Raw genomic sequence first — 16,366 nt, forward strand, 5'->3', positions numbered from 1 at the left:
TCACTCGGCGGCGGGCATACGCTCCTCGACCGGGATCGCACCGCTCTCGAACTGCTTCTGCTGCAGGATCATCGCGTCGCGGCGGCGGGCGATGGAGCGGATGTCCGCCACCATCGAACCCGTGCCGGCCGGGATGAGCGAGCCGACGATCACGTTCTCCTTCAGACCTTCCAGATGATCGACCTTGCCGTTGACCGCGGCCTCGGTGAGCACCCGGGTCGTCTCCTGGAACGAGGCCGCCGAGATGAACGACTTGGTCTGCAGCGACGCCTTGGTGATGCCGAGCAGGACTGGAACGCCCTGGATCGGCTTCTTGCCCTCGGCGAGCAGCTTGTCGTTGAACTCGGTCAGCTCCGTGCGGTCGATCTGATCGCCCGAGAGGATGTCGGAATCGCCGCCATCGGTCACTTCGACCTTCTGCAGCATCTGCCGGACGATCACCTCGATGTGCTTGTCGTTGATCGACACGCCCTGCAGCCGGTAGACCTCCTGGATCTCGTTGACGAGGTAGGCCGCGAGCTCCTCCACGCCCTTGATCGCCAGGATGTCGTGCGGCGCCGGGTTTCCATCGACGATGTAATCGCCGAGCTCGACCACGTCCCCGTCCTGCAGGTGGATGTGCTTGCCCTTCGGGATCAGGTACTCGACCGCCTCCGAGCCGTCATGCGGCGTCAGCGTGAGCCGACGCTTGTTCTTGTAGTCGCGGCCGAACGCGATGGTGCCCGACTTCTCGGCGATGATCGCCGCGTCCTTCGGGCGCCGGGCCTCGAACAGCTCCGCCACCCGCGGCAGACCGCCGGTGATGTCGCGGGTCTTGGCCGAGTCGGTCGAGACGCGGGCCAGGATGTCGCCGGCATTGACCTTCGAACCCGGATCGAAGCCGATGATGGCATCGACCGGCAGGAAGTAACGGGCGTCCGAGCCGCGGGGCAGCTTGAGCGCCTTGCCTTCCTTGTCGACCACGACCATCGCGGGCTTCAGGTCCGAGGTCCGGGCCGAACCGCGCCAGTCGACGACGACGCGCTTGGCGATGCCGGTCGACTCGTCGGTGGTCTCGGTCATGGACTGGCCGTCGACCAGATCCTCGTAGGCCACGAGGCCATCGACCTCGGTGAGGATCGGACGGGTGTAGGGATCCCACTCGGCGATCCGCTGCCCGCGCTTGATCTTGTCGCCCTCGTCGACCCGGAGCTTGGCGCCGTATTGCAGGCGGTGGACCGCCCGCTCGACGCCGTCCGACCCGACGATGACGACCGCCACGTTACGGCCGGTGGCGATCAGATCGCCATCGGAGTTCTTGGCGATCGCGCGGTTGCGGATCTTGATCGTGCCCTCGAAGCTCGACTCGATGAACGACGAGTCGGCAATCTGGGCCGCACCACCGATGTGGAAGGTCCGCATCGTGAGCTGCGTGCCCGGCTCGCCGATCGACTGCGCCGCGATGACGCCGACGGCCTCACCCATGTTGACGGGCGTGCCGCGGGCCAGATCGCGCCCGTAGCAGGTGGCGCAGACGCCACTCCGGGTGGCGCAGACCAGCACCGAGCGGATCTTCACCTCCTGGATGCCGGCGGCGTTGATCGCCGGCAGGTGCCGCTCCTCGATGGTCTCGCCGGTCTTGACGATCACCGTGCCGTCCGCAGCCACCAGATCCTCGGCCGTGGCGCGGCCCAGGATACGGGTGGCGAGCGTCGCCACGACCTGACCGGCATCCACGATGGCGCGCATCTTGATGCCGTTGGTCGTGCCGCAATCGACCTCGCGGATCACGGCATCCTGGGCCACGTCGACGAGGCGGCGGGTCAGGTAGCCGGAATTGGCGGTCTTCAGGGCGGTATCGGCCAGGCCCTTACGGGCACCGTGCGTGGAGTTGAAGTACTCCAGGACGTCCAGGCCTTCCTTGAAGTTCGAGATGATCGGCGTCTCGATGATCTCGCCCGACGGCTTGGCCATCAGGCCGCGCATCGCCGCGAGCTGCTTCATCTGGGCGGGCGAGCCACGGGCACCGGAGTGGCTCATCATGTAGATCGAGTTGATCTGCTTGTCGGCCCCGTTCTCGTCCTTCTGGACGGCGGAGATCCGGCCCATCATCTCGGCCGCCAGCTTGTCCGAGCACTTGGCCCAGGCATCGACCACCTTGTTGTACTTCTCGCCCTGGGTGATCAGGCCGTCGTTGTACTGCTGCTCGTAATCCTTCACGAGCGCGCGGGTGGTGTCGACGATCGACCACTTGTTGTCCGGAACGACCATGTCGTCCTTGCCGAACGAGATGCCGGCCTTGAACGCGTGGTTGAAGCCCAGCGCCATGATCCGATCACAGAAGATCACCGACTCCTTCTGACCGCAGTGGCGGTAGACGGTGTCGATCATCGCCGAGATCTCCTTCTTGGTCATCAGCTTGTTGACGACGTCGAAGGGAACCTTGGCGTGCTTCGGCAGGGCGCCGGACAGGATCACCCGGCCCGGGGTGGTCTCGTAGGTCTTGGTCAGCGGCTGGTTGTCCGGGCCGATGCCGGTCCAGCGCCACTTGATCTTGGTGTGCAGCGACACGGCCTTGGCGGCGAGCGCATGCTCGAGTTCGCCCATGTCGCCATAGACGCCCTGCATCGGGTTCTTGGGATTGTCCGCCTGGAACGCGCCCGGCAGGCCGTCAGCCACGATCGACAGGTAGTAGAGGCCGAGCACGATATCCTGCGACGGCACGATGATCGGCTGACCGTTGGCCGGGTGCAGGATGTTGTTGGTCGACATCATCAGCACGCGCGCTTCCAGCTGCGCCTCGAGCGACAGCGGGACGTGCACGGCCATCTGGTCGCCGTCGAAGTCGGCGTTGAACGCGGCGCAGACCAGGGGGTGCAGCTGGATCGCCTTGCCCTCGATCAGCTTCGGCTCGAACGCCTGGATGCCCAGACGGTGGAGCGTCGGCGCGCGGTTCAGCATCACCGGGTGCTCGCGGATCACCTCATCGAGGATATCCCAGACCTCCGGCTTTTCTTTTTCAACGAGCTTTTTCGCCTGCTTCACCGTGGCGGAAAAGCCCTTGGCGTCGAGGCGCGCGTAGATGAACGGCTTGAACAGCTCCAGAGCCATCTTCTTGGGCAGGCCGCACTGGTGCAGCTTCAGCTCCGGACCGACCACGATGACCGAACGGCCCGAGTAATCGACGCGCTTGCCGAGCAGGTTCTGGCGGAACCGGCCCTGCTTGCCCTTGAGCATGTCGGCGAGCGACTTCAGCGGGCGCTTGTTGGCACCCGTGATGACGCGGCCGCGCCGACCGTTGTCGAACAGCGCGTCCACCGCCTCCTGCAGCATCCGCTTCTCGTTGCGGATGATGATGTCGGGGGCGCGCAGCTCGATCAGCCGCTTCAGGCGGTTGTTGCGGTTGATGACGCGGCGATACAGGTCGTTCAGGTCGGAGGTCGCGAAGCGGCCGCCGTCCAGCGGGACCAGCGGGCGCAGGTCCGGCGGGATCACCGGCACGACCGTGAGGATCATCCATTCCGGCTTGTTGCCGGACATCTGGAAGGCCTCGATGATCTTGAGCCGCTTCAGGAGCTTCTTGGGCTTGAGCTCCGAGGTGGTGACCGCGATCTCCTCGCGCAGATCGTTGGCGATCTTGTCGAGGTCGAGTTCCTGCAGGATGCGCCGGATGGCTTCGGCGCCGATCATGGCGGTGAAGCTGTCCTCGCCGTACTCCTCCTGGGCGCGCAGGTACTCCTCCTCCGAGAGGAGCTGACGCTCCTTCAGGGGGGTGAGGCCCGGCTCGATGACGCAGTAGGACTCGAAGTACAGGATCCGCTCAAGGTCCTTGAGCGCCATGTCGAGCAGCAGGCCGATGCGCGAGGGCAGCGACTTCAGGAACCAGATGTGCGCGACGGGAGCGGCCAGCTCGATATGGCCCATGCGGTCGCGCCGGACGCGCGCCAGGGTGACCTCGACGCCGCACTTCTCGCAGATGACGCCCTTGTACTTCATGCGCTTGTACTTGCCGCACAAGCACTCGTAATCCTTGATCGGCCCGAAGATGCGCGCGCAGAACAGGCCGTCGCGCTCGGGCTTGAAGGTCCGGTAGTTGATGGTCTCGGGCTTCTTGATCTCACCGTACGACCAGGAGAGAATCTTCTCCGGGGACGAGATCGAGATCTTGATCTGGTCGAAGCTGACCGGTGTGGCCTGCTGGTTGAAAAGGTTCATGACCTCTTGGTTCATGATCCGCTCCTTGTTGACGCCGAGGGCCCCGCGCCGGGCCGTCGTGTCCTGAAAAAGGTCCGGCGCCGCACCCCGCACGGGTGCTGCTCACCGTCGTCAAACCCGGAAGGCCCCTCCCCTTCCCGCTCGACCGTGGCGGCGGTGATCCCCACCGCCACGGGAGGTTTTTGCGACTGGCTCTACTCGGCCGCGTCGGCCGGCGGCTCGAGCTGGTCGTTCGCGGCCTTCTTCGAGGACGTCAACTCGACGTTGAGGCCGAGCGATCGCATCTCCTTGACGAGCACGTTGAACGACTCGGGGATGCCGGCCTCGAACGTGTCGTCACCGCGGACGATCGCCTCGTAGACCTTGGTGCGGCCGGCCACGTCGTCCGACTTCACCGTGAGCATCTCCTGCAACGTGTAGGCCGCGCCGTAGGCCTCCAGCGCCCAGACCTCCATCTCGCCGAAGCGCTGACCGCCGAACTGCGCCTTGCCGCCCAGCGGCTGCTGGGTGACGAGCGAGTACGGGCCGATCGACCGGGCGTGGATCTTGTCGTCCACCAAGTGGTGCAGCTTCAGCATGTAGATGTAGCCCATCGTCACCTTGCGGTCGAAGGACTCGCCGGTCCGCCCGTCATAGAGCGTCGACTGCGCCGAGCGGTCGAGCCCGGCCATCTCCAGCATCTGCTCGATGTCGGCTTCCTTGGCACCGTTGAACACCGGAGTGGCCATCGGCACGCCGCGGCGGACATTGTTGCCGGCCTCGGCCAGCTCCTCGTCCGTCAGACCGTCGAGCTCACCCGGAGAGTAGATCGCCTCCATCTCCTGACGCAGCGGCGCGATGTCGTGCGACTTCAGATAGGCATCCACCGCCTTGGAGACCTTGCGACCCAGGCCCGCAGCCGCCCAGCCCAGGTGCGTCTCCAGGATCTGACCGACGTTCATGCGCGAGGGCACGCCCAGCGGGTTGAGCACGATGTCGGCATGGGTCCCGTCCTCCAGGAACGGCATGTCCTCGATCGGCACGATCCGCGACACGACACCCTTGTTGCCGTGACGGCCGGCCATCTTGTCGCCCGGCTGGATCTTGCGCTTCACCGCCACGAAGACCTTGACCATCTTCATGACGCCAGGCGGCAGCTCGTCACCACGCTGCAGCTTCTCGACCTTGTCGAGGAAGCGCTGCTCCAGGCGCTTCTTCGACTCGTCGTACTGCTTCTGCATCGCCTCCATCTCGGTCATGAGACGGTCTTCGATGACGGCGAACTGCCACCATTGCGAGCGCGGATAGTCGTTGATCAGCTCGCGGGTGAGCGTCGTGTCCTTCTTGAAGCCCTTCGGGCCGGCCACCGGCGCCTGGCCGATCAGCACATCCGCCAGACGGGCGTAGGTGTTGCGGTCGAGGATCGCCTGCTCGTCGTCGCGGTCCTTGGCGAGCCGCTCGATCTCCTCGCGCTCGATCGCCTGGGCGCGCTCGTCCTTGTCGACGCCGTGGCGGTTGAACACCCGGACCTCGACGATCGTGCCGGTGACGCCCGGCGGGACCCGCAGCGAGGTGTCGCGCACGTCCGAGGCCTTCTCGCCGAAGATGGCGCGGAGCAGCTTCTCCTCCGGCGTCATCGGGCTCTCGCCCTTCGGGGTGATCTTGCCGACGAGGATGTCGCCGGCATTCACCTCGGCACCGATATAGACGATGCCGGCCTCGTCGAGGTTCTTGAGCGCTTCCTCGGAGACGTTCGGGATGTCGCGGGTGATTTCCTCCGGCCCGAGCTTGGTGTCGCGGGCCATCACCTCGAACTCCTCGATGTGGATCGAGGTGAACACGTCATCTTTCACGATCCGCTCGGAGAGCAGGATCGAGTCCTCGAAGTTGTAGCCGTTCCACGGCATGAACGCGACGAGCACGTTCCGGCCGAGCGCCAGCTCACCGAACTCGGTCGAGGGACCGTCGGCGATGATCTCGCCCTTCTTCACGAACTCGCCGACGCGGACCAGCGGCTTCTGCGTGATGCAGGTCGACTGGTTGGAGCGCTGGAACTTCTGCAGGCGGTAGATGTCGACGCCCGGCTTGTTCGCATCCGCCTCCTCGGTGGCGCGGATGACGATACGGGTGGCGTCGACCTGATCGATGATGCCGGCCCGGCGCGCCGCGATGGCGGCGCCGGAATCCCGGGCGACCACCGCCTCCATGCCGGTGCCCACGAACGGGGCGTCGGCGCGGACCAGCGGCACCGCCTGCCGCTGCATGTTCGAGCCCATCAGCGCGCGGTTGGCGTCGTCGTTCTCCAGGAACGGGATCAGCGCCGCGGCGACCGAGACGAGCTGCTTGGGCGAGACGTCCATGAGGTCGACGCGCTCGGGGCCCACGACGATCACGTCGCCGGCCCGACGGCAGACCACGAGGTCCTCCGTCAGCTTCTTGTTCGCGTCCATCTGGGCGTTGGCCTGGGCGACGTAGTACTTCGCCTCCTCCATGGCCGACAGGTAGGCGACCTCGTTGGTGACCACGCCGTCGCGGACGCGGCGGAACGGGGTCTCGATGAAGCCGTACTTGTTGACCCGGGCGAAGGTCGCCAGGGAGTTGATCAAGCCGATGTTCGGGCCTTCCGGCGTCTCGATCGGGCAGATCCGGCCATAATGGGTCGGGTGCACGTCGCGCACCTCGAAGCCGGCGCGCTCGCGGGTCAGACCGCCCGGGCCGAGCGCCGAGAGGCGGCGCTTGTGCGTCACCTCGGACAGCGGGTTGGTCTGATCCATGAACTGCGACAGCTGCGACGAGCCGAAGAACTCGCGCACGGCCGCGGCCGCGGGCTTCGCGTTGATCAGGTCCTGCGGCATGACCGTGTCGATATCGACCTGGCTCATGCGCTCGCGGATGGCGCGCTCCATGCGCAGGAGGCCCAGGCGGTACTGGTTCTCCATGAGCTCACCCACCGAGCGGACGCGGCGGTTGCCGAGGTGATCGATGTCGTCGACCTCACCCTTGCCGTCGCGCAGCTCGACCAGAGCCTTGACCACCGCCAGCATGTCCTCCTTGCGGAGGGTGCGGACCGTGTCGGCGGCGTCGAGGTCGAGCCGCATGTTCATCTTCACGCGGCCGACCGCCGAGAGGTCGTAGCGCTCGGAATCGAAGAACAGCGAGTGGAACATCGCCTCGGCGGTATCGAGGGTCGGCGGCTCGCCCGGGCGCATGACCCGGTAGATGTCGAACAGCGCGCCCTCGCGGCCGGAATTCTTGTCCACCGCCAGGGTGTTGCGGATGTAGGGACCGACATTGACGTGGTCGATGTCGAGCACCGGCAGCTCGGTGGTGCCGACATCCTCGAGGCTCTTCAGGAGCTTCTCGGAGATCTCCTCGCCGGCCTCGGCCCAGATTTCGCCGGTCTGCGCGTTGACCAGATCCTCGGCAATGTACTGCCCGACGAGATCCTCGTCGGTCGCCTTCAGGAACTTGGTGCCCTTGTCGGTGATCTGACGGGCGTTGCGGGCGTTGAGCTTCTTGCCGGCCTCGAGCACGACCTCGCCGGAATCGGCGTCGATCAGGTCGACGGTCGCCTTCATGCCCTTCATGCGCTCGGCATCGAACGGCACACGCCACTCGGCGCCATCCCGGTCGTAGACGACGCGGTTGTAGAAGGTCGACAGGATCTCCTCGCCGTCCAGGCCGAGCGCGTAGAGCAGCGACGTCGCCGGCAGCTTGCGCTTCCGGTCGATGCGGACATGCACGATGTCCTTGGCGTCGAACTCGACGTCGAGCCAGGAGCCCCGGTACGGGATGATGCGGGCGGCGAACAGGAGCTTGCCCGACGAATGGGTCTTGCCCTTGTCGTGGTCGAAGAACACGCCCGGCGAGCGGTGCATCTGCGAGACGATGACGCGCTCGGTACCGTTGACGATGAAGGTGCCGTTCTCCGTCATCAGGGGCATGTCGCCCATGTAGACGTCCTGCTCCTTGATGTCCTTGACCGACTTGGCCTGGGTGTCGGGATCGACATCGAACACGATCAGGCGGAGCGTCACCTTCAGCGGCGCCGCAAAGGTGATGCCGCGCTGGCGGCACTCATCGACGTCGTATTTCGGCTGCTCGAAGGTGTAGCGGACGAATTCCAGGAGGGCCGTGGCGGCGAAGTCGGAGATCGGGAACACCGACTTGAACACGCTCTGCAGCCCTTCGTCGCCGCGCCCGCCTTCGGGCTCGTCGACCATCAGGAACTGGTCGTAGGACGCCTTCTGAACCTCGATGAGGTTCGGCATCTCGGCAACTTCCTTGATCTTGCCGAAGAACTTCCGAATGCGCTTGCGACCGACCAGCGTGTTGGCCATGTGACCTCGCTCCTACCCGCGTGCCTCGCGCCCGGGGAAGCGTTCCCGCGAAGGGACCTCCCGCACCGGGCCGTGACGCGCGCCCCGCCGGGCCGCGCCACCGAACCGAATCTCGTTTTCGGTCCCTTCCGGGACCATCCGCCGAAGCGGCCTAAAGCCCGCGGGCGCAGCGCCCGCGGGCTTCGGTCACGACAGGCCCGGAACGGACCTCCGTGAGGTGATGGGCCGGGACCGGCCCATCGTCGCCTTACTTGAGCTCGACCTTGGCGCCGGCCTTCTCGAGCTGGGCCTTGAGCTTCTCGGCCTCGTCCTTGGTGACGGCTTCCTTGACCGGCTTGGGCGCGCCCTCGACCAGGTCCTTGGCTTCCTTGAGGCCGAGGCCGGTGATCGCGCGGACCTCCTTGATGACCTCGATCTTCTTGTCGCCGGCGGCGGTGAGAACGACCGTGAACTCGGTCTGCTCCTCGACGGCGGCAGCGCCACCGCCAGCGGCCGGGCCAGCGGCCACGGCGACGGCAGCGGCAGCCGAGACGCCCCACTTCTCTTCAAGCATCTTGGCCAGGTCGGCAGCCTCGAGAACGGTCAGCGAGGACAGGTCGTCGACGAGCTTGGCAAGATCAGCCATTGTGAATTCCTCTCAGATATCGGTTCGAACGAAGGGTTTTTGAAGGCCCTCAGGCGGCCTCGTCCTTGGTGGCATAGGCCCCGAACACGCGGGCGAGCTTGGCCGCCGGCGCATTGACGACCTGGGCGATCTTGGTCGCGGGCGCCTGTACGAGGCCCACGATCTTGGCGCGCAGTTCGTCGAGGGACGGGAGCGAGGCGAGGGCCTTCACGCCGTCCGGGTTCAGGGTTGTCGCGCCCATTGCGCCGCCGAGAATCACGAGCTTGTCGTTCGTCTTGGCGAAATCCACCGCGACCTTGGCGGCTGCGACCGGATCGCCGGAATAGGCGAGCAGGGTCGGGCCCTTCAGGAGCGGCTTGATGGAGGCGACGTCCGTACCATCGAGTGCGATGCCGGCGAGGCTGTTCTTGGCGACCTTCACGGTGGCGCCGGCCTGCTTCATCTGCGAACGCAGCTTCTGCATGTCGGCGACCGTGAGGCCCTTGTAGTGGGCCACGACGACGACGGCGCTCTGATTGAACACGCCGTTGAGCGTCGAGACGAGGTCAGCTTTTGCTGTCCGGTCCACTGGGCTCTCTCCGGTTGGCGGAACCCGAAAATCGGGCCCGCCGGTTGCACATGCCGCCCGGACGTGGTCTCGGCCTTCGAAAGACCGGGAACGTCCGAACGACGCTTCGCGGCCCTGTCCCCACACGTGCCCCTGAGGGGTCGCTTCGGGTGAGTTGGTTCAAACCGATACCCCTCCACGGCCTGAGCCGTGGCGAAGCGTTTCGAATTCGGTCTTCCCCGTCTGTGCAGGCTGGTGGATTAAGCCGGCGAACCGGCACCTGCAGTCTCGGACAGGACATGGCCGGACGAGGCTCCGCGGGGCGTGGTGCCCTCTGGATCCTGCCGGCCAGTGCCACCCGGTTGCCCGGGCAACATTTCGAGCGGAAACCGGCCAATCGGCCGTTTCCTTCCGTAAGGATAAATGCGTGAAGCGCGGTGTATAGAGCCTGGCAAGCGGCCTGCCAAGACCCGAAGCGCGACTTTTCCGCCGCAGGCAAGGGGCTGCACGCCATCACTCCGCCATCCAAGCGCAGTTCCCGCGTGTTCTGGCCCTCAGACCTGACTGAGCAGTGCATTGACGTCTCGCCCGCGGTAGAGGATGCGCAGGATCTCGATCCGCGTCTCGCGCAGGGCATATGCGATGACAACGCGGCGCTCGAAAGCGATGAGCCGCAGCCCTGGCCTGAGATCGTCCCGGGCACGCCCTGCCCTGGAAAGTTCGGATAGCGACTCGCAGCGGCTCCGGATCCGACGAATGAGGGCTATCGCCCGTTCCAGGCTTTCGATGGCGATATAGTCGTACAGAGAAACGAGATCCCCAACGGCCTCCGACCGGAGGAAGATCTCAAGGCTCACCGCCGTTGCTCACCCGGCGCGCGTGCCGCCCTTCCAAGCGGTCGAACGCGACAGCAACGGCGACTCCCGGACTGGGATCATCGAATGCCGCGGCGATCGAAGCCAGAAGATGGTCGCGATGCCCAGTCTGGGTCGCGATGGCCTCTTCCAAGAGGCGCAATCCCGCGGCGATCACGTCAGACGGATCCCGAAATCGGCCGGCATCGACTTGGCTTCGCACGAAGCGGTCGAGGTCAGGAGGCAGGTCGATGTCGGTCATGACGGAGTTCCGCATTTCAGACAGCAGGCCGTGAGGCTATGCCGCCTCGCGCTCCGGCGCCAGCTTCCGCCTTGCCGATTCCCACCAGCTCCGGTCGCGGGCCTCCTTCGCCTCCGCGGCCTTGGCGGCGTAGAACGAGGCGTTGTGCTCGCCGCGCAGGGCCTCACGGGTGAAGCGGATCAGGTGGTGGGCCACGAAGCCCATATTGAACACCGCTTCGATCTGCCCGCGCTTCAGGGCATAGCCGGCCGCGCTCCAGAACGGCTTGCGGTAATCCGAAAACATCCCGACCCGCGTGATGATGTTGAAGCCGAGGATCAGACCGCGGCGCAGGTTGGTGAAGGTCAGCTTGCCGGCGGTCGGCGTGGTGATGCGGTTCGGGTAGGTCACCGCGCACTGATGCTTGAACCGCTCGAAGATTTTTTCGGGCTCGTAGGCGTGCGCGATCGCCCGGCGCCAGCTGCTGACCACGGAATCGTGGGGGCGCTTGAACAGGACGTTCGATTCCAGGCTGGCATCGTGCAGGAGCCGGCCTTCGCGCTCCAGCCGGTCCCAGAGCGGCGTCTTGGGCAGGGCCTGGAGCAGGTTGATGGTCAGGACGGGAATCGCCGAGCGGTCGATGAAGTCGATCAGGTTCTGCTCGGATGCGTCGCTGTCGGAATCGAGCCCCAGGATGATGCCGGAGGTCACCTCCAACCCGTAGGAATTCAGCGTCTCGATCGCCTCGTACATCGGCACGGCGGCATTGTGGGTCTTGTCGATCCCCTTGAGCGCCTCCGTCTCCGGGGTCTCGATCCCGACGAACACGGTCATGAAGTTCGCCTGCCGCATCAGCTCGAGGATCTCGGGCTGCTTGGCCATGTTCAGCGTCGCCTCGCAAGCGAACTGGAGCGGGTATTCGTTCTTCTTCTGCCACGCCACGAGGTGCGGCAGCATCTCGCGGGTCGCCTTGCGGTTGGCGATGAAGTTGTCGTCCACGAAGTAGACCACCGCCGGGTGGCCCGGCTGGCTGATGATCGCGTCGAGCTCGGCGCACATCTGCTCCGGGCTCTTCAGGCGCGGCTGGCGGCCGTAGAGCTGCGGGATGTCGCAGAACTCGCAGCGATACGGGCAGCCCGAGGAGAATTGCAGCGAGCCGATCAGATAGCGCTTCAGCGGCGCCGCCTCGTAGGCCGGGGCCGGGAAATCCGAAAGGGCGAGCCGATCCTTGGTCTCCAGCACCACCTGGGCGGGCGGCGGCGTCAGGTCGGCATCGAGGCGCGCGATGAGCTGGTCGGTGGCGTCGCCGATCTCGCCGAGATGGAGGTAATCGAAGTCGCGGTACTTCTCCGGGGCGCCCGAGACCGAGGGGCCGCCCAGGGCCGTGACCTTGCCGGCCGCGCGGGCGCGGTCGCGGATGTCGTGGATCTGCGGCTCCTGGATGTGCATGCCGGAGACGAACACCGCATCGGCCCAGGCGAAGTCGGCCGGACCCGCGCGGCGGATATTCTCATCGATGAACCGGCATTCCCACGCCTCCGGCATATAGGCTGCGATCAGCAGCAAGCCTTGCGGCGGCATGAACGCCTTCACCCCGCCCATCAGCGGGTAGGCGTGGGAGAACGTCCCGAAGGACGGGGTGTAAGCGGGGAAGACGCACAGGATGCGTCGCTTGGAGGAAACCGTCAGGGTGCATCGCATGGCGGCTTATCTAGCACAGCCTTGGGGCTTGGCGCCCCCCTTCGTGGTGAGAATGGCGTGAGGGAGCATCGACAACGAAAAAACGCCCGGCCGTTTCCGGCCGGGCGCTTCGCAGCGTGGACGATTCGCCTGGGGTCAGGCGGTGAGCACGGTGTTCGGCTCGACCTTCACGCCCGGGCCCATCGTCGAGGTGACGGCGATGCGCTGGACGTAGGTGCCCTTGGCACCCGCGGGCTTGGCCTTGGCGACCGCGTCGGCGAACGCCTTGATGTTCTCGACGAGCTTGTCGGCGTCGAACGAGACCTTGCCGACGCCGGCATGGACGATGCCGGCCTTCTCGACGCGGAACTCGACCGAGCCGCCCTTGGCACCGGCGACGGCGCTCTTCACGTCCATGGTGACGGTGCCGACCTTCGGGTTCGGCATCAGGCCGCGCGGGCCCAGCACCTTACCGAGACGACCGACCAGCGGCATCATGTCCGGGGTGGCGATGCAGCGATCGAACTCGATCTTGCCGCTCTGCACGATCTCCAAGAGATCCTCGGCGCCGACGATGTCGGCACCGGCAGCCTTGGCGTCGTCCGCCTTGGCGCCGCGGGCGAAGACCGCAACACGCACCGTCCGGCCGGAGCCGTTCGGCAGGTTGCAGACGCCGCGAACCATCTGGTCGGCGTGACGGGGATCGACGCCGAGGTTCATGGAGACCTCGACCGTCTCGTCGAACTTCGCGGTCGCCCGCTCCTTCACCAGCTTGATCGCCTCGTCGAGGGGATAGAGCTTGGTGACCTCGATGCCCTCGCGGGCGGCGCGGATGCGCTTGCCTTCCTTAGCCATGATGTCCTCCCTCAGGCCGTGACTTCAAGGCCCATGGCCCGGGCAGAGCCGCGGATCATGGCAACGGCCGACTCGAGCGAGTCGCAGTTGAGGTCGGGCATCTTCTTCTCGGCGATCTCGCGGAGCTGCGCCTCGGAGATCTTGCCGACGGTCGGGCCCTTGCCCGGGGTCTTGGAGCCGGAGGCCGGCTTCTTGCCGATCTTCAGGCCGACGGCCTTCTTCAGGAAGAAGGTGACCGGGGGCTGCTTCATCTCGAAGGTGAAGGAGCGGTCCTGATACGCGGTGATGATCACCGGGATCGGGGTGCCCTTCTCCATCTGCGCGGTCTTCGCGTTGAAGGCCTTGCAGAATTCCATGATGTTGAGGCCGCGCTGACCGAGCGCGGGGCCGATCGGCGGCGACGGGTTCGCTGCGCCGGCCGGGACCTGAAGCTTCACGTAACCCGTGATCTTCTTCGCCATGGGACTGCTCCCAATGATAATCCGCCCCCACGCAGCCTGAAGCGCGGCGGGTCGGACGGTTGCAGGTCGCGGTGCGAGCCGTTGATCCCGGAGGCGAGGCCGGGCGGATCTCCCGCGGATGGTGCCGCATCCCTATCGAGGTGCGGCGGCTTCTCGGCTGCCGCTCAGCGACGGCCGCGAAAGACCAGCGGCCGGAAGGCCGCCGAAACAAGCAGGCTCAGGCCTTCTCGACCTGGGCGTATTCGAGCTCCACCGGCGTGGCGCGGCCGAAGATCGACACGGCCACCTTGAGGCGGGAGCGGGCCTCGTCGATCTCCTCGACGGTGCCGTTGAAGCTGGCGAACGGCCCGTCGGCGACCCGTACGGTCTCGCCGATCTCGAAGGACACGGAGGGCTTCGGCCGGTCGACGCCCTCGGCGACCTGCCCCTTGATCCGCTCGGCCTCGGAATCGGGGATCGGAACCGGCTTCGACTTGTCGGCGCCCAGGAAGCCCGTGACCTTCGGGGTGTTCTTGATCAGGTGGTAGACCTCGTCGGTGAGGTCGCACTTCACCAGCACGTAGCCGGGGAAAAACTTGCGCTCGGCATCGACCTTCCGGCCGCGGCGCACCTCCACGACCTTCTCGATCGGGACCATCACCTCGTCGAACAGCTCGGACAGCCCGCGCTGGGCCGCCTGGTCCTTGATGGACTGCGCGACCTTGTTCTCGAAGTTCGAGTAGGCGTGGACGATGTACCAGCGCTTCGACACGGTTCCGTTCAACTCCGATACGTCTGCGAGGTCTCCCTCGTCCGATGGTGCCCGGCCTCAGAGGCCCAAAATCTCAAAGACCGAGGATCAGGCCAACCACGAAGCGCAGGGCCTGGTCCACCACCGTGAAGAACAGGCTTGCGACCACCACCATCACGAACACCATGATCGTCGTGATCGTGGTCTCCCGGCGGGATGGCCACGTGACCTTGCGGGCCTCGTCGCGGACCTGCGCGAAGAACTCGCCCGGTGTGGCACGCTTCTGCGGCGCACGAACCGGCGTCGCCGGACGGGCCGGCGGCGGGTTCACGGGGCCGCGGGCCGCGCCGCGCACCAGGTCCACCTTCTTGGTCGCTTCGTTCGATGCCATGGCGCCAGTGTCTGTGCGTGTTCGGCCCCGGGCAGAGACCGCTCCGGGAACGCGAATGACGGCGCCGAGGACCCGGATGGGCCCGCACCGACGGTCGCTTCAGATCTCGGATTTCGCCCGCTCTAACGCAACTCCACCGGCTTGTCGACCGGGCCGCTGCGTGGGATCGGGCCGGATGTCTGGCAGGAGTGGAGGGACTCGAACCCGCAACCTCCGGTTTTGGAGACCGGCGCTCTGACCAGTTGAGCTACACTCCTAGCGCACCGCCCAATGCCTCATCGCGGCCCGGCTTGCAAGGGGTTCGGCCGGCGGCCGCCGCAAATCACCGGCCGTGATCGGCCCGCTCCATCGTGTTCAGGGGCCGGAGCTGGCGGCCGTCGAAGCGGAACAGTTCGTCGCTGCGGCCGTACGGGCCCGTGCGCAGGTAACGCGTGGCCTCCGCGGCCAACGCGCGCCGCGCGGGGCTGCCGGACGGCCAGGCGAGGAGCAGGTTGCGCGTCGGTCCGGCCAGCGTGATGCTGTCGGTCTTGAGGGCGCTCCGAATCTCGTTGAGATAAGGCAGCACGAGCAGCCGCGCGGTGGCGAAATCGTCCCCCGGATTGGCCATGGCGAACAGGGGCGCACCGTCCCCGAGCACCAGTTCGAACGGCGCATCCTTCGACGTGACCGCCAAGTTCGCGACGGCCGTTGTCTCCACCTGTGCGGGATCGATCTGCCAGCCCGCGAGCATCTCGCGGGTCGCGTACTGATAGCGATTCGGCTCGTCGAGCACGTAGACCACGTGCAGCGTCTCGGAAAACCGACGATGCGCGAGCATCGCGTATTGCTGGAGGATCTCGTCCGGCACGAGTTGCGGCCGCAGGCGCGACCGGATCGTCGCGAAGTCGCCCGTGTCCGGTGCGGGGGCGGCCTTCGCGAAAGCCACGGCGAGGAATTCCTCGACCTCATGCCGGCGCCCGGGCTCGGAGAGGCCGTCGATGCGCTGATACAGGTTCGTCAGATCGATCGTCTTCGTGCCGACGCTGAGCTGCGCCGGATCCGCCTCGAGGAGGACCTTCACCCCCGGCCGGATCTCCCGGATCAGCGCTGCCACCTCAGCGCGAAAGCGCCCGTCGGTCAACGCATCACCCCAGGCCGCGCCGGCCAGAACCGCCGCCCCCACACAGATCAGGGCCACGAAACACCCGGCCCGAAAAATGGAACCGACCGACATCCGAGTCTCCCCAAGACCAGGCGGAGACAGGACAAAGCAACGCCGGCGCTCCGTCAAGACGAAGGCCGGCGTGAGTCACATCGATCTGGGTCGACGCCCGCCGTCGAGACGGCGGGATGCTTGTGGCCCAGTGCACGGCGCACCGGTCCTTCGAGCCATGCCCGATCGCACGGCAATGGGACTGGCTCGAAGTCTTTGTCGTGACGCGCTCTCCCCCGAACCGGTGTCCGCTTCGGCGGAGAGCGCTCTTGCAGGG

At 66.2% G+C, this 16,366-nt stretch carries 12 protein-coding genes and 1 tRNA gene; all 13 read right to left on the bottom strand.

From position 1 onward, the window contains the following. Entirely contained in the window at nucleotides 1-4,209 is a 4,209-nt protein-coding gene (rpoC, locus tag OXS49_RS05175; protein ID WP_267422417.1) for a DNA-directed RNA polymerase subunit beta', read from the bottom strand. Nucleotides 4,210-4,388: 179 nt separating this feature from the next. After that, the gene (gene rpoB / locus OXS49_RS05180; protein WP_267422419.1) at nucleotides 4,389-8,513 is read right to left on the bottom strand and encodes a DNA-directed RNA polymerase subunit beta; all 4,125 of its coding nucleotides are present in this window, start codon (nucleotides 8,511-8,513) and stop codon (nucleotides 4,389-4,391) included. 247 nt (nucleotides 8,514-8,760) lie between these two features. Beyond that, complete coding sequence (gene rplL / locus OXS49_RS05185) at nucleotides 8,761-9,138, bottom strand: 50S ribosomal protein L7/L12 (protein WP_243923907.1); 378 nt, start codon at nucleotides 9,136-9,138, stop codon at nucleotides 8,761-8,763. 49 nt (nucleotides 9,139-9,187) lie between these two features. Beyond that, nucleotides 9,188-9,706 (bottom strand): 50S ribosomal protein L10, encoded by a 519-nt coding sequence (rplJ, locus tag OXS49_RS05190; protein ID WP_243923909.1) that lies wholly within the window; start codon nucleotides 9,704-9,706, stop codon nucleotides 9,188-9,190. 533 nt (nucleotides 9,707-10,239) lie between these two features. After that, nucleotides 10,240-10,542 (bottom strand): type II toxin-antitoxin system RelE/ParE family toxin, encoded by a 303-nt coding sequence (locus tag OXS49_RS05195; protein ID WP_267422421.1) that lies wholly within the window; start codon nucleotides 10,540-10,542, stop codon nucleotides 10,240-10,242. After that, a complete protein-coding gene (locus OXS49_RS05200) occupies nucleotides 10,532-10,801 on the bottom strand; it encodes a type II toxin-antitoxin system ParD family antitoxin (protein WP_267422423.1) in 270 nt (89 codons plus the stop codon). Before OXS49_RS05200 ends, OXS49_RS05195 begins: the two co-directional genes overlap by 11 nt. Nucleotides 10,802-10,837: 36 nt before the next feature. Continuing rightward, nucleotides 10,838-12,481: a B12-binding domain-containing radical SAM protein gene (locus OXS49_RS05205; RefSeq protein ID WP_244002555.1), complete on the bottom strand. Its 1,644-nt coding sequence runs from the start codon at nucleotides 12,479-12,481 to the stop codon at nucleotides 10,838-10,840. Nucleotides 12,482-12,616: 135 nt separating this feature from the next. Continuing rightward, entirely contained in the window at nucleotides 12,617-13,315 is a 699-nt protein-coding gene (rplA, locus tag OXS49_RS05210; protein ID WP_243923912.1) for a 50S ribosomal protein L1, read from the bottom strand. An 11-nt stretch (nucleotides 13,316-13,326) separates the two neighbouring features. Next, nucleotides 13,327-13,776: a 50S ribosomal protein L11 gene (gene rplK / locus OXS49_RS05215; protein ID WP_244002553.1), complete on the bottom strand. Its 450-nt coding sequence runs from the start codon at nucleotides 13,774-13,776 to the stop codon at nucleotides 13,327-13,329. Between the two features lie 217 nt (nucleotides 13,777-13,993). Then, complete coding sequence (gene nusG, locus OXS49_RS05220) at nucleotides 13,994-14,527, bottom strand: transcription termination/antitermination protein NusG (RefSeq protein ID WP_243923914.1); 534 nt, start codon at nucleotides 14,525-14,527, stop codon at nucleotides 13,994-13,996. 73 nt (nucleotides 14,528-14,600) lie between these two features. Further along, nucleotides 14,601-14,897 (bottom strand): preprotein translocase subunit SecE, encoded by a 297-nt coding sequence (gene secE, locus OXS49_RS05225; protein ID WP_244002551.1) that lies wholly within the window; start codon nucleotides 14,895-14,897, stop codon nucleotides 14,601-14,603. A 180-nt stretch (nucleotides 14,898-15,077) separates the two neighbouring features. Further along, nucleotides 15,078-15,154 (bottom strand) — tRNA-Trp (locus tag OXS49_RS05230). A gap of 65 nt (nucleotides 15,155-15,219) precedes the next feature. Further along, nucleotides 15,220-16,110, bottom strand: coding sequence for a hypothetical protein (locus tag OXS49_RS05235; protein ID WP_267422436.1), 891 nt, complete (start codon nucleotides 16,108-16,110; stop codon nucleotides 15,220-15,222). Between the last annotated feature and the right edge of the window lie 256 nt (nucleotides 16,111-16,366).

The organism is Methylobacterium sp. GC_Met_2 (genome assembly GCF_026540795.1).
Lineage (GTDB): Bacteria > Pseudomonadota > Alphaproteobacteria > Rhizobiales > Beijerinckiaceae > Methylobacterium.

What these genes read in the sequence shown, in the direction of transcription:
- rpoC (WP_267422417.1), bottom strand. Translation starts at nt 4,209, where the DNA reads ATGAACCAAGAGGTCATGAACCTTTTCAACCAGCAGGCCACACCGGTC.
- rpoB (WP_267422419.1), bottom strand. Translation starts at nt 8,513, where the DNA reads ATGGCCAACACGCTGGTCGGTCGCAAGCGCATTCGGAAGTTCTTCGGC.
- rplL (WP_243923907.1), bottom strand. Translation starts at nt 9,138, where the DNA reads ATGGCTGATCTTGCCAAGCTCGTCGACGACCTGTCCTCGCTGACCGTT.
- OXS49_RS05200 (WP_267422423.1), bottom strand. Translation starts at nt 10,801, where the DNA reads ATGACCGACATCGACCTGCCTCCTGACCTCGACCGCTTCGTGCGAAGC.
- OXS49_RS05205 (WP_244002555.1), bottom strand. Translation starts at nt 12,481, where the DNA reads ATGCGATGCACCCTGACGGTTTCCTCCAAGCGACGCATCCTGTGCGTC.
- rplA (WP_243923912.1), bottom strand. Translation starts at nt 13,315, where the DNA reads ATGGCTAAGGAAGGCAAGCGCATCCGCGCCGCCCGCGAGGGCATCGAG.
- rplK (WP_244002553.1), bottom strand. Translation starts at nt 13,776, where the DNA reads ATGGCGAAGAAGATCACGGGTTACGTGAAGCTTCAGGTCCCGGCCGGC.
- secE (WP_244002551.1), bottom strand. Translation starts at nt 14,897, where the DNA reads ATGGCATCGAACGAAGCGACCAAGAAGGTGGACCTGGTGCGCGGCGCG.
- OXS49_RS05235 (WP_267422436.1), bottom strand. Translation starts at nt 16,110, where the DNA reads ATGTCGGTCGGTTCCATTTTTCGGGCCGGGTGTTTCGTGGCCCTGATC.